The organism is Variovorax sp. HJSM1_2, from assembly GCF_049316285.1.
GTDB lineage: Bacteria > Pseudomonadota > Gammaproteobacteria > Burkholderiales > Burkholderiaceae_C > Rhodoferax_B.
This window is the reverse complement of sequence record NZ_JBMOXA010000012.1, coordinates 45,739-60,287: the sequence shown is the minus strand read 5'-3', so window position 1 is coordinate 60,287 and position 14,549 is coordinate 45,739. Positions and strand designations below refer to the sequence as shown.

Sequence of the window (14,549 nt, the reverse complement as noted above, 5' to 3'; positions counted from 1 at the left end):
CCTCTGGCGGAATATTTCTGCGGCGCGCCACGGATGACTGTCACCTGTTGACAGCAATCGTGGCAATCACGCTGCCGGTACAAACAGGTCATGTCCGGCTTTCGCGCCAATCACTGCGAGTCGCCCCAAGTCGGCGATACGAATCAACGCACCGCGCAAAGCACCGTCAGGTAGTCGCTTCGCGCCCAAGAGCTCGACACTGAACAACGCGAGCGACAAAGTGGATGACTTTTTGTCCATGGCGCGAGCCAGGTCTGCCAGTGGGATGTAGTTCTGACGGAACGCCAGCAACTGGTGCGGTAAGACCACACGGCAGGGTTGACCACGCAGTTGAATCGACTCGCAGGCGAGCAGGCCCTCGTCCATCCAATGTGAAATGGACTCCCATTTCCAACCGGTTGCCTTGGATAGTTGCTGAATCGACATGCCTGACTCGAGTAAAGGGGTCCCGAAATACTGCGATACATCTGACATGAAGAAAGACATGTCACCCAGTGTTCGAGCCCGTGTGACCGCGGTCACTTCACCGCACGCGATGGCTTGCATCAACGATGCAATGGCACTCTTGTCACCCAGACGCCGGCTTGTAAATTCAGACCACGTGAGTGTGGTCCCCTCTTTTGCCGCAGCGGGAGTCGCCGATTGACCCACACGTTCATGCAAATCCAGCAAAGATTGCTGCTCCACTGGACCACCTTTCATCAGGTCTTCGCGCCAGCGAATATCTGAGCAAATCACCCCGGCCGCTTTCATTCTCTCGAGTACAGCAGGCGTGATACCCGCCAGCTCGCAGGCCTTGCTGTCAGAAATCCATTGGGCGCGGTGTTGCTGGATGCGTTTGACTTCGTCGCACGACACTTCGTAGACCTGACCACGGGTTCCCATACGCCGAACGCGATGTGCGCATTCGCCGAGATGTATCGCGTCATGAAGCCGGGACACGCTGATGCCAATGGCCTTGGCGGCGTCCGATGCCCGCACATGCCGGGTGGCATCTTCGGCCATGGCTTTGGCGGAGTCCAGCCCCAGCACGCATTCGGATTTTTCGGCGGCAACGTCGATGATGACTTGAAGAAATGGTTCGAGCGATGTCCCTTGGCAAGCCTTGCGTAGGCTGATGTACCAATCACCCAACTGCGTGTTCAGCGTGCGGGCCTCTTTGTTTCCGGCCGCGAGCCGTTGTTCGACATGCTCGCGCAACCCCCGGGGCCAGTCGCTCAGCAAGGCTTCCAGGGGCGCGAGAAACACGATGGCTTCGTCGACCGATTTGGGGTGAGAAGCGCCACGTGGCAATGCGGGCTTTGCCGGGTCGCCGCGCAGGCACAACGTTCGGACGACCTTCGTCAGTACATGGGTGTCAACTTCATCAAACACCGGCTTCAGGTTACTAGACGACCTCCCCCGACCTCCAAGCAGCGTAGATAACCATAGCTGTGCATGCGTTGCTGACGTCTGAGGAAGGTTTCGTAAGTCATGGCCGCACGCGCATAGCCCAATATAGAGCCGTGCCGGTGTGAGCTTTTGCTCGCATGCATTGCATCTGTCGACCAATCGGATGCGGTGGGTCGGGCACGCAGTGACATAAGCGTGTTCCCAATGGTGCCGCAAGTAAGGCGACTCCGCTAAACAAGCTGGGCACACAGCATCGGATTGGGCTCGATGAAGTCGCCCCCAGCTGCGGCAAAGTTCGTCTTGCTTGCAGGCTGATTCTGTCCACCCAGAATTCAAGCCGAGATTCCGAGCGACGTCGTCTGTGCGTGTGAGCAAGGCCCGGCGACTGGGCTCGACGCCCGCTGTTGCGGCCAAGTTGCGCCATCCAAAAAGCGCGTTGTCCGCCGCCAGCCGGCGGTAGTAGCCCAACCCCGATTCTTCGGGGTGTGGTGCATGCGTGATGATGAGACCCATTATTTCCCTCCCGACTTCTTGCGCATGGGGACCTGCGTTGAGTTCGTGGTCAGGACGTGGACGTAAGCCTGTTTCAGAGCTGCCGCGGGCACGTCCATGTCTTCGGCAGCAGAATCTTGGAATGCTAAAAGGTGGGGTGAGCCTGCATGGCTGACTTCTTCGAGCACCATCTGGCAGTCGGTATAGGTGACAGCACGCGGCGCATCCCTGGTCACTCGCCTCGCAAGCTCACGCATGAAATCCGAGAGCACGCCAATAAGTCCGCCGGTCAGCAAGTAGGTCTGCTGAGTCAACACGCGCGGTGGCACGGAAATGGGGTAGCCGGCGGCTGAGAACATGCGCGCGTAACTCGTGACGCATGCGATGTAGGCCTTCATTTGCTCGGCGTCGCAGGCGTCGTAGGGTAAGAATTCTCGCTTTGGACGAGAGCGGCGTCTCAATTGCTCGTTCGAGGAAAACAACCGTTCCAATCGCGGAATACCACACATCATCAAGGCGACCCTGGCGCGGTCAAGCAAAGACTTGAGCCAGTCGCTGGCGGCGCGCGGCGGAACGCGCGAGCCTTCGTCGACCAGATGAGAGATTTCATCAAAAATCACCATCCGCGTGCCCGCCAGCTTCAGCTGCTCCAGCATCATCGTGAGCAACGCTCGACCTGTCTGCGAGCCAGGCACCGTCAGACCGAGGGACTCCAGGACGCAGGCCGGAAGTTGTTTCTCTGTTGCCAACGACGGGACCCTGACAATCAGGACGGGGGCTTGTAAACGTCCGTTGACACGGGTCATCGGATAGGCACGCGCGAGTGTCGCAATCAAAGACGACTTGCCGACCCCACTCGGGCCAGGCACGCGGGTGACCTTCGGCTCACAACCAGCGAGAGCATCCTCGACGTATTGTTGAAGTGCCTGGGCGTGTTTCATGAACATCGGGTGAGGCAGTTCGCAGCTTTCGATGTCACGCCACAAGTTTGGGATTGGTTGGATAGGGGTCATAGCAGTTTTTCTCCCGTGGCTCGGTTGACGATGGTCATTTGTGGCGCGTCGTCGTAGACGACCGCCGGTTGAAGTTCTTGGGTGGCTGGGGACGGAAGGCTCGTGGGAGTCGGTCCAAGCGGTGCTTCAGTCGACAGCGGTCGTGCAAAGGTTCGCGACACCGCTGCGTGGTCCTTGGCGCGGCGCACCGTCGCCTGGTCCTCTTCCCGCTTTCCACGCGATTTGGCTTTTTGCTTCGGTTTGCGGGACTTGGCGGTCACGGCTTCGTCCAGGTCGTCCGTAAATCTTGTCATTTCGGCAGGCTGTTCCCAATCCTTCAGGCCTGCGTCGAATCGGGCTTTGGCCTCAGTAAAAGTCCATGCCGGCGAGTCGGCTCGGACGTGCTCGTGGGTCAGCGTGACCAGTGGCAAGTCATCAGACTCATACACGTAGACTTGACGGAAATCGTCGGGGTTGTAGACCACATGCAATTGCGCGTGGTCACCGTACTTGCTTAGCAGGTAGGAGATGGCGTCTCCTTTGTAACGAAAGCCATGCTCCACCGTGATGCCGGTTTTGGCGCTTAGCTTGCAGGGCTTGTGCTCGAAAAGCGTAGCCATCCACTCTCGGCGGGCTGGTGGCAAGGTGATGGGGTGCCCCATCTCCTCGGTCAAATGCTGCAAGCGTTCCAGTGGCGTTTTGCCTTTGACGGTGTCGACCAATAGCTCGTCCCAGCGCAAACGCGCCAGCGGCGTGTTGGCCCAGGTCTCATAGAGCCAGCGGACAATCCACTTTTCCAGCACGTCGATGTGCATCAGTTCGTCGCCCAGAGCCTCTGGGTCTCGCTGTCCGTCTTTGCCGTCAACCCGCGTACAGCCGGGCAGACGCTGTAAGGCGTCCTTGAGTGACTTGTTGAGTCGCTCGATGAAAGGCTTTCCCTGCGCTTCTTTGGCCTTGCAATGTTTGACGTCCATGCCCAATGCTTCCAAGCGCACGATGCGTCCGCCTTTGGTCTCGGGGCCGTTGTCAAAGATGACTTGCCATGGGGTGCCATAAATGTTCATTGCGTGGGCTATGCCGAGCGCCTTGAATCGGGCTTCCTTGGCCGGTGTCAAATACATTTCCAGACACTGCAGCGAATCCATTTCGCGTGGTGTCCCAAGGACCAGGCGCCACCCGACCGGATAGCCGGTGCACACATCAATGGCTAACACCACATAGACAGAGCGCGCAATGCCATGCGGCGTGCGCACTACGAAAGGCAGATGCAGCGCGTCCTGCTCGATGCGTGAAAACGGGAGTGCGGCTCGGATGCGCTTTTTGGCAAACGACTTGCCCGCGACGCGGTTGAGTGGGTCCATCCGGTCGTACTCTGCGTCGACCGTCAGGTGTTGAATCACGCTGACGACAAATTTGCGGCTGATGTTGTGGTGCGCCTCGTGCAGGCCGCGGCGGCGCGCTTCTCGATTGACGTATGCAGTCAGGTCCGTGGCCGTCCATTTCGACTCTGTGACCAGGTACTCGTCCTTGATGACGCCTTGGATGAATTCCACCAGTGTGTTCGGGTACCGTGGCGTGCTATTACCTTTGTTTTTGTCGCCCTTGAGAATTGGTAGTCCAAGTTGCTGTTTCTCGCGCGCTCGATACAGTGTGGCGCGGGATGGAAATGGGATGGCCCCGTGGTCGTCAGTCGGCTCTTTGTCGTACTCGTCTCGGGCCCTTGTCGCGGCGGCGTCAAACGATACGTCCAGCTGCGCTTGTATGGCAGCGATACGGCGTAGTGCATCGTGCAACAGTCGAGTTCGGGCGTGCAGTGCCCGGTCGTCGTATTGGGCTGAGACGCCCACGCGGGGCATGCCTTTTCGATGCAGAACCAGACTGCCGTCTGAAATCCCGGCTCGAATACGAGCGTCATCGACGTACCGGGCTTCGCGTTTGCCAGCGTCGAAAACGTGGATGGTGCCCGCGCGAACGCGGCCATCCAGCACTTCCCAGTAACTCTCGGGTTGGCTCGGTCGCGCTAACCTGTCGCCGGTGCGCAGGTCCGTCATCATGGCCGAGGCTCCTCAAGGTAGCGCTCATCAGAGATGAGTCGTTCTATCAAGCAGAGATGCTGGAGGTCACCGTAAGCGGCCGATAGTTCCAGGTTGGCGCAGATGGGCTGTTGGACCAGGTCCGCTTGCAGTACACCGGTGACCAGCAACGGGGGAATCAGCCCCGCAGGAATGTGGAGGTCGGTGCAGAGGTCGCGCTGTAGTACCGTGCCCGATGCGCAATAGTGTTCGACCCTTTGGATGAGGTCCGGGCTCAATACGGCCTGGGTGCGGCTGAGCGCGGGCTTGAGGAGCTGGGCGTTGACCAGAACGGGATGACGTTCATCTGTAGGCACCACGACTGCAAATAGGGGGTAGCAGTACGCGTCCATGATGTGCTTGGCACGTTCGACTTTGGCCCAGTACGCCGCATCGCCCTCGTATCGCTCGAGTTTGATTTCGTAGGCGCACTGCAGACCATCGGCTTGGACTGTGGCGAAATCCGGGGTGTACTCTGCGTCGCCCTTGCGCTCGCCACGCGTTTTTCGCGCCTCGGCGACTTCTTCGCGAGTGAATAGCAATCGCTGACCGACCAAGTCGACGGTAAATGGCTGTGGCGTGAAGCTTTGTACACGCGGGTCGATGCTGAGGATGTGCGCTACTAAGCGTTCCGCATCGGAGTCGACAGTGATGTGGCCGCCGGCTTTGGTCGCATAGGTGCCGATTCGGGCTTTGCCATAAGTGCGGGCCGTGTGCCGGATACCCGATTCGGACGCGTTACGGCGGCTGCGAACGCCGTAGGTTGGGGGCGTTCTCATCGCGCATCTCCTGACATCAGCGTAAGTAGCTGGCTATCGACATGGGGGGCTGAGTTATTTTTTTGCAAGCTGTCCTCATAAAAGTTGCGTTCTGAGGACGTGTAGCGCTTACCTTTGGCAATCAGCCGTATAAGCCCGAAAGGAGCGATATAAGCCTGTTGTCTAGTTGGAGTGCGCGAATGAATCCGGGGGGCTGTTGGGGGGCGGCGCCTGCCCCGCAGACTCGAGGGCAATGGTTGTGTGACGGGGCGAGCCGCCTCGCAGAGGTGTTGATTGCGGCGGAGACGCTGTCGTGCGATGGCCGCTATGAATACCGCGCGGCCATGTTTGACATCATTTAAAGCAGAGAGTCGCTGGCGCAGATAAACCGCAAGGCTGACTGCATGGTCAACGGCAAGTGGTTCCGTTCGACCTCTTTGCGCAATCGTCGGTGAGCTAAAAGGGCAGCGACGGTATCGCTCGAGTAAAAACCTACACGCGCATCGGCGCTGAACCGTGCCGCGCCGCGGATTCGTGCCAAACCAGAGCTGTTTCATCGCCTGCCCCTATTCGTACCTTCTCAAAAAAGGCGGGGTAGGCCCTGGCGGAGTGACCGCAGGCTAGTACTGACGTATCAAATAACGAACAAAAGTCGATGTTGCATCGACCCGAGTAGCCACCCTAGGCATTAACAGGTAATTTGTCAAATGGGTTGTTTGAGCAACAATTAAAAATCTTGTCAGAGTATTTTTGATTGCGCTCGTTATTTAGATTTCGACTTCCAAGATACTTGAATTGATAGATTTCTCAATTTATGCTTCTCAGTCCAGGTATCTTCGAGTAATGACTTTGGGGAAATTATAAATATTCAGTAAATAAATGAACTAAGCAAAATTTAAGTGCTCGTTGGAATTCTCGGTGACCCTTGTGTTGTATACATTGCCTTAGTGACCTGAAAATGTGAGATTGGTTCAAGAAAACGCTAAAAACCCAATCTAATATCGCCGGAGCTGGCTCAGGAAAAACGAACCGTCATCTATAAAACGATGATTGTTGGTAGTGACTCTTAAGATGTCCAATCGTCGTCTGAGTGAGCAATTCACTGGTATCGAAAAAATGAAAAATAGAACTAACCAGATGGCCGTGAATGCCGTGCCCTTTTCTGCAAAAGATGCTCTTGGTAGATACCTGCCATTGATGCACGAACTTGCGACACGGATTGACCTTGTCGCACAAGCTTGCAATGGCAATCTTGGTCTTCCTCTCCCATTCGCGCGGGAGTATGTATATCTTCAGTTTCGCCAAGTTTGTGAATTGATTGCGTTGGGCAGTCTTCAACTGCATGGCGATTTACCACAGTTTCAAACCCAAGCCGCCCTCAGAGAGTGGAATGCAGAGAAAATAATGAGGCTGCTAGAACGGCATCATCCCCACTGCTTTCCTCAGAGTGCCGAGAGAATAAAGACGTCTAACGGATGGGCCATCAACGCGAACTCGATAGAGAATGCGTTGACATTTTCCGAGTTCAAGAAACTATATGCAGAATGCGGGGAAGCTCTTCACCGTGGAACGATTAGGTCAATTCAGTCATCGAAGCAGTTGACGCAAACTGACTATCAAGGACTCATCACTTGGCAAAGCAAAATTGTCGCTCTAATGAATGAGCATCTTGTCGGGCGGGCGAGTGAGATAGGCTTCTATCTAGTTTCACTCCGAACGGACTCAGGGTTCCCCGAGGCCAGCATCTTTACCAAGGATGGGGACGCCAAAATGAACGTAGAAATTGTCAGAATGGAAATCCAGGGCACTGACTATGAAAACCATATGTTGGTCGGGAACATGAAGCTCGCCACTACAAAATGACAGAAATCTCGTCGTGCCTGACGGTCGATGCGACCTTACGTTGAACGGCGAAAGCGCGTCATCAGTCAATTCGCCAAGATTTAGGTTTTTTCGGCATTGACGATTTCTAGTCTTGTGGTCGCAGATGCGGCAAGAATTCGATGACGGTGCGCTCCACAAACTCACAGTAACTGATGGGGCGGCCAGCCGTTTCCTCTTTCTGGTTGGCTTGCCAATGGGCCCATCCACTAAATGAAGCGGCCTCGATTTTAGGAAAATAGGCCATAACTGCCTTTCGCGCGGCTGGCTCGGTATAAGCTGTGTTTCCGAATTCCTCATTCAGAATGACATGGCCGGAATCTACTCAGTTAATACCTCCGCACGTTTATTCGAAAAGCTGGCGCGTAGCCTTGACGGCTTTTGTGCCAAACCGTCAGAGGACGGGATATTTGATGTCATCTTTCCGCTGTACCACTTAAGGGAATGGATTTGCCCTGACGGGTATGAGTCATACAAGGGCAAGCCAGAGGCAGACCTCTCTGAGGAAGAGAAGCTACACGCCGGGCTGCATGAAATGCCTGAGTACAGGATTGTTCGTGAGCTCTGTAATAGCGCGAAGCACTACACATCTGACAGCCTGACTGCGCGGACTAACATTCTCCAGGGGTTTAGGGCGGGATTTGGAAGGGCCGGTGATTCGCTAGGCGTGACTCACTTCCTTGTCGATGGAAGAGAAATTCGAGATATCTTTTTCCCGGTCTACAAGGTTTACCACGCCTACTTCGATGGCCGCAAAGCTTCCGAAAGTCGAAGTACTCAACCGTCCATCGACACTTGATTTAGACGCCGCCGCAGCTTCCGGTTTTATGGTGCTTTGCGGCGAGCCTTAGAAAATTCATGTCGAGTGGTAGCCTTTTCCCCCAGAACGCCGACTGTTCCCTCAAAATCCATGTGACATAAGGGAGTTCCACGCCAATGGATTATTTGGACCGCAAGGATATTGACTTAGCCCCGCAGCAGCCAGTCGCTGAAGAGCCCAGCACTTGGGCTTCAGACATGCTCCAGTCAAGCGCTTCAGGGCTGCTCATCGAAGTCGAATCCGACCCTACCCTGGGGTATGCCTCCATCCAAAACGCCGTTCCGGTCATCAGGTCCCTTCGCTTGACCAATCAGGGGAGCGAGGCCATCGAGAACGTCGAAGTCCTAATCAATTGCAATCCGCGCTTTGCGGAGGGAACCAAACTACGTTTTGACCGGCTAAATCCAACCGAGACACGACTGCTATCTCCCGTGGACCTGCGGCCAGACCACGCCTACTTATCGGACCTGCAAGAGACGGTGCGAGCGAGTATTTCCGTTTCAGCGGTGTCAGGGTCTTCTGAGCTTTCGCACGTGTCTCAGCCAATCGAGGTCTTGGCTTACGACCAATGGGCCGGCACCCGCGCCCTGCCTGAGCTCTTGGCGGCCTTTTGCATGCCGAACAACCCCGCCGTCGATATTCTGGTCGGCAAGGCATCCAAGCTGCTGCGGTCAAGCCATAGCGAGCTCTCCATGAGCGGCTACCAGTCCAAAAGTCGAGACGTGGTCTGGAAGCAGATATCCGCCATCTACAGTACCGTGGCGGCCGAAGGCCTGCAATACGCTGAGCCACCCGCCTCGTTCGGTGCGGATGGACAGAAGATACGCACACCTGACCGAATTCTGGAAAGTCGGGTTGCCACTTGCCTCGATTTGGCAATGCTTTTTGCCTCTTGCTTCGAGCAAGCGGGCCTGCGCCCGGCCATCCTTATCAAGGACGGCCATGCCTGGGTCGGTGTCTGGTTGCATGCTGTTTGTTTCCCCGACCCACTATCGGACGACGTGCAGGCCGTTCGCAAGCGCGTAGACAGCGGCGAGTTCCTGGTTTTCGAAACCACAGGTGTCGCTCAGCACCACAGCCATCGACCCTCTCTACGTATTGCGATGGAGCAGGGGCAAGCCCACCTGCTGGAGGACGACACTTTCCGCTACGCGGTCGATATCCGACGTGCGCGCGAAGTACAAATTAAGCCGCTTCCCTCGCGCAACACGGGGATAAAGCGTGCTGAGGCGGAACATGAGGAAGAACAAGCTGAAGCCATCGAGATAACGCCGGACTTACCCCCACTTGATGCCAGTACGCTTATCCCGCTTGACCTGTCAAACGATGACACCCCCGAAGGCCGGCTCGCGAAGTGGAAGTCCAAGCTTCTGGACCTCACCCTTCGGAACAAGTTGCTCAACTTCAAGCCTACCAAGGCCACTTTGCAATTCGTGGCACCAAGTTTGGCGCAGTTGGAAGACGCTCTTTCGGAAGGAAGAGAGTTTCGAATCCGGCCACTCCCCAATTTGATGGACGGTAGTGACCCTCGCATGGCCCAGGTGCACTCCAATCGTGCTGGCCGTAGTCCGATTGACGACATGGCCACTGACGCCCTGGGGAATCGAGAGCTTCTGGCACGTGTGTCGCCAGAGGCTTTGGATGGTCACCTTTTGGCTATCAACGCGGCAGCGCGCATGGGTCTGGAGGAGGGTGGTGCCAATACCTTGTATTTGGCAATCGGGTTGCTGAGATGGACCGAGGCGGAGAAGGCAGAGGCCGCTCATCTAGCCCCACTCCTGCTGATTCCTGTCACTTTGCAGCGCCAATCGGTCCGCGCAGGCTTCAGGCTCGCGCGCCATGACGACGAAGCCATCATCAATCCCACGTTGTTGCAGTTGCTCAAGAACAATTTCGAGCTGCGAATTCCGGGCCTTGACACTCTTCCTGTGGACGAGAAGGGCGTTGACGTCGCCAAGGTGCTTCAGGCGTTCCGTCTTGCCGTGGCGGAGATTCCGAAGTGGGAGGTTTTGGAGCAAGCCCATCTAGGCATCTTCTCCTTCACCAAGTATCTAATGTGGAAGGACCTGCAAGACCGAACCGAGCAATTGAAGACCAACCGTGTCGTCAAGCATTTGATTGAAAACGCAGGCCAGGCCTTCGCGAATGAGAAGGTCGAAGGCGAGTTCGAACGCATGGACCAGACGCATCGTCCCCAGGACATTCTGGCGCCGCTGCTCTCTGACTCCTCTCAGTTGAAAGCCATCTGCGCTATCGACGCTGGTAGAGACCTTGTTCTTGAAGGGCCGCCAGGCACCGGCAAGAGCCAGACCATCACCAACCTTATTGCTCACTGCCTTGGGAAGGGTAAGACGGTACTCTTTGTGTCGGAAAAAATGGCCGCGCTGTCCGTTGTACACCGACGTCTGAACGACATTGGTTTGGGCCCTTTCTGCTTGGAGCTGCACTCTTCCAAGTCCAAAAAAACCGAGGTGCTCCAGCAACTGGGCACATCTCTGGACGTCGGCGGTCAGCGCACCGCCGACGATTGGGGGCGCGAAGCCGAGCGGTTGGCTCAACTGCGTCAAGAGTTGAATGGCTTGGTCGACTCACTGCACCGCGAGTATCCCAACGGGTTAACTGTTTTCGAAGCCACGGGGACCTGCATCGGTCACATCGGCGCCCCCGCTGCAGTCATGCCGTGGACCGACGCACTGGCGCATTCGCGGGAGGATTTGGACAAGCTCAGAGAGACGGCGCGACGCATTGAAGCCCTTGCAGGCGCCCTGACCTCCTTGGATGCTCATCCTCTGACGTTGGTTGGCAAAACCGACTGGACACCGACCTGGGCTGACGAGTTGATGGATGCCTGCCAGTCTGTGGACGCTGCCGCGACAACATTGCGAGAAAAAGCATCCACGGTCGGCAAATTGATTGAGCGTCCCGGCAATGGCCTCTGCATTGATGCCTATACAAGTCTGGACGTCCTCGCAGACATTCTGCTCGCCGCGCCGAAGGTCCCTGCGGGCCTAGCGCAGCAGGCTCACGACCCGACGGCACGCAGCCGGGTTCAAAGCCTTGCCAAACATGGACTGGCGCGCGCTAGTCACTGGGACCGCGTCGGCTCAGGATGGACGCCTCAACTCGCGAAATTGGATGGAGCGGCCTTGCTGAGGGAATGGTCGCGCGCCACAGCCGCTTGGTGGCCTAAATCGGCTTTGGCCATGCGCTCAGTGACGTCCAATTTGCAAAACTACCGCGTAGACGGCAAACGACCCTCGCCTGAGCAGGTCAAAACTGCATTGAGCGCATTGGTCGACGTCAACGAGGAAGATGTTGTTCTGAAATCCATGCAAGCCGACGCAGAAGTCTTGCTTGGGGACGCGTACGCTGGATTGGAAACAGAGTGGGTCGCCATCGGTGACCATGAGGCCTGGGCCAAGCGCTTCGCAGACGCGGTCGTTCGGCTGGCGGGTGACCCGCAACAAGCGATAACCTTGCGACAAACGCTCCAGCCGCTCGTGGCTGAGAATCGCGCCTTGCTGTCTCCGGGGGGGACGGCAGGCCGAGCCCTCTTGGAATACCGTGACGCCTGGCGGTTGTTCCGGCAAAAGCTTGAGGCGTTGGTCACACTGGCGAAGGCGAACGAGCCACTCCAAGGCGCCGACAATGCTGACGGTGCCCTGGAACGTATCCAAAGCATCGTCGAGGGTTGGAAGTCCTCAAAACGTTATCTGCAGCCCTGGTGCTTATGGCGCGGAGCACGCGATTCGGCGATTGCTCACGGGCTGCAAGGCTTGATTGCAAACCTCGAAGAGGGGGCCATTCCTCTTAGTGATGTTGCCAACCACTTCGAGTTTAGCTACCAAAGCTGGTGGCTCAAACGGACCATGGGCGACGACCCCATCCTGCGGTCGTTTTCCAGTGCAGTGCATGAGCAGAAAATCCGCGAGTTCCGGCAGGCCGACAGTAAGTTCCAGAAGCTGACAGAAAAATACATCGCGGCCATGCTTTCCGGGCGTATTCCTGCGCCCTCAGGTGCGGTGGTCGGTGCCGAGAGCGAGTTGGGACGACTGCGGCGAGAACTCCAGAAGCAGCGAGGGCATATCCCCGTTCGCCAGCTTGTTCGCACACTCCCAACGCTTTTACCAAAGCTGAAGCCCTGTCTCCTGATGTCGCCGCTGTCGGTTTCACAATACCTCGACGCCGGGTATTCGCAGTTCGACCTCGTGGTCTTTGACGAAGCGTCACAAATCTCGGTGTGGGATGCCGTAGGCGTCATCGCCCGTGGAAAGCAGTTGGCCGTGGTTGGTGACCCGAAACAGCTCCCACCGACGAATTTCTTCAACAAATCCACAGACCCTGACGAAGCCTCCACTGGCGAGGAACAGGTCGAGGACCTGGAAAGCATTCTTGACGAGTGCCTTGGCGCAGGCATGAACCGACTGAGCCTGCAATGGCACTACCGTAGCCGACACGAGAGCCTCATCACGTTTAGCAACGTCACCTATTACGACTCGGAGTTGGTGACATTCCCTTCCCCGGTCACAGACGATATTGCAGTCCGCTTCGAGAGAGTTCACGGCGTGTACGACCGCGGTGCGACCAGAACGAACCGTGCCGAAGCAGAGGCCATCGTGGCGGGTATTGAAGAACATTACCTGAACCCGCGGAAAACCCACCTGACGTTGGGTGTGGTGACCTTCAACCAGACGCAGCAAGTTCTCATCGAGACGTTGCTTGAGGAACGTCGGCGCACAAATACGGCGCTCGACCGAGCCATCGCAGGGCGAGCAAATGAGGCGTTGTTCATCAAGAATCTGGAGAACGTTCAAGGGGACGAGCGTGACGTCATCTTTTTCTCCATTACCTACGGCCCCGATTCCAGCGGAAAAATCACCATGAACTTTGGCCCCCTAAATGGTGAGGGGGGCCATCGTCGGCTGAATGTGGCCATCTCCCGAGCCCGGGAGGCTGTTGTCATCTACAGCACATTGCTGCCGGAACAAATTGACTTGGCTCGCGTTCGGGCGGCCGGCGTTCGTGACTTAAAACACTACCTTGAGTTCGCCATCCGAGGGGCACGTGCACTCGCAGCCCAGAGCACAGTAACGGGGCTTGACCCGGACAGTCCATTCGAAACGGCAGTCATCAAGTTGCTCCGTAACGCAGGTTGGGTTGTGCACCCCCAGGTTGGGTGCTCAGGCTATCGTATTGACTTGGCTGTCGTAGACCCACGTGCACCAGGGCGCTATCTGGTCGGAATAGAGTGTGATGGACGCGCGTACCACTCCGGTGCAACGGCGCGCGACCGTGACCGCCTTCGACAACACGTACTCGAGAGTTTGGGTTGGCGGATACACCGAATTTGGTCGACCGACTGGTGGCTCGACCCAGAGCGAGAGCTCCATAAAGTCACACAGATATTGCAGTCCTTGTTGGAGGCTTCGGAAGAGGAGCGGGACGAACCATTGGCAGCCGCCGACCAGGAGTCGCCTGTGGACGAAAAGGCTACCCCAATAGACTTCCATGAGCCGCCAATGACCGAAGCGCCGATTGCAGCGGCTGCCACTGTCGAATTGTTCTCGCCCCCTGTGTATGCCCAAGCGAGCATTTCCGCCGGGGACCCAATCAAGTTTTACGAGCACTCTGCGTCAGCAGAATTGGCCCATCACTTGCAACTTATTGTGGACACTGAAGGCCCTATCGCAGAAGCCTTACTGTTCAAAAAGGTCGCTCGTGCTTGGGGATTGGAGCGCACTGGCTCAAGAATCACAGAACGCCTGAAACGACTTATCTCTGGCTCGCTGGTTCGCACGACAGAAGACGGGACGGTTTTTTATTGGCCGGCAGGCTCTGAACCTGATGCTTGGTCGATTTTCCGGATAGCGGGAAGCACTGATGAGTCCCGTCGCCACGTAAACGACATTTGCCTCCAAGAAATTGGGGCGCTAGTCAAACACGTCCTCCAACAGGCAGGCGGCTCGCCGCGACAGGATGTGGCGCGTTCAGTTTGCCGCTTGGTCGGTATGACACGAACTACTGCTGACGCAGAAGCGCGGGTTGGCCTAGCTGTAGATGCCTTAGTTGAAGCCGAAGCTGTACTGGAATCCGACCAGGCAATACGTATTCCACAGTGAAAGCGATGTGAGCGTAATGAACG

7 protein-coding genes are annotated in these 14,549 nt (G+C 56.7%); 3 read left to right on the top strand and 4 right to left on the bottom strand.

All coding sequences use genetic code 11. The features are described from left to right. Positions 1–66: 66 nt before the first annotated feature. The 4 genes from ACFQ95_RS14970 to ACFQ95_RS14955 are packed head-to-tail and all read right to left on the bottom strand — an operon-like array spanning position 67 to position 5,727. Positions 67–1,905 carry a TniQ family protein gene (locus tag ACFQ95_RS14970; protein WP_422832220.1) on the bottom strand — a complete coding sequence of 613 codons (1,839 nt, stop codon included), beginning with the start codon at positions 1,903–1,905 and terminating at the stop codon, positions 67–69. Then, entirely contained in the window at positions 1,905–2,870 is a 966-nt protein-coding gene (locus ACFQ95_RS14965; protein WP_422832218.1) for a TniB family NTP-binding protein, read from the bottom strand. The genes ACFQ95_RS14970 and ACFQ95_RS14965 overlap by 1 nt, the downstream gene beginning before the upstream one ends. 23 nt (positions 2,871–2,893) lie before the next feature. Continuing rightward, the gene (locus ACFQ95_RS14960) at positions 2,894–4,930 is read right to left on the bottom strand and encodes a transposase (RefSeq protein WP_422832216.1); all 2,037 of its coding nucleotides are present in this window, start codon (positions 4,928–4,930) and stop codon (positions 2,894–2,896) included. Further along, on the bottom strand, positions 4,927–5,727 hold the full coding sequence (locus ACFQ95_RS14955) for a hypothetical protein (RefSeq protein ID WP_422832214.1): 801 nt from the start codon (positions 5,725–5,727) through the stop codon (positions 4,927–4,929). The genes ACFQ95_RS14960 and ACFQ95_RS14955 overlap by 4 nt, the downstream gene beginning before the upstream one ends. A 1,050-nt stretch (positions 5,728–6,777) precedes the next feature. Here ACFQ95_RS14955 and ACFQ95_RS14950 point away from each other — a divergent pair. The 3 genes from ACFQ95_RS14950 (at position 6,778) to ACFQ95_RS14940 (ending at position 14,526) form a co-directional block, all read left to right on the top strand. After that, positions 6,778–7,569, top strand: coding sequence for a hypothetical protein (locus ACFQ95_RS14950; RefSeq protein ID WP_422832212.1), 792 nt, complete (start codon positions 6,778–6,780; stop codon positions 7,567–7,569). A 328-nt stretch (positions 7,570–7,897) separates the two neighbouring features. Next, positions 7,898–8,386, top strand: coding sequence for a hypothetical protein (locus tag ACFQ95_RS14945; RefSeq protein WP_422832210.1), 489 nt, complete (start codon positions 7,898–7,900; stop codon positions 8,384–8,386). Positions 8,387–8,523: 137 nt separating this feature from the next. Further along, positions 8,524–14,526 (top strand): DUF3320 domain-containing protein, encoded by a 6,003-nt coding sequence (locus ACFQ95_RS14940; protein WP_422832208.1) that lies wholly within the window; start codon positions 8,524–8,526, stop codon positions 14,524–14,526. Positions 14,527–14,549: the final 23 nt, after the last annotated feature.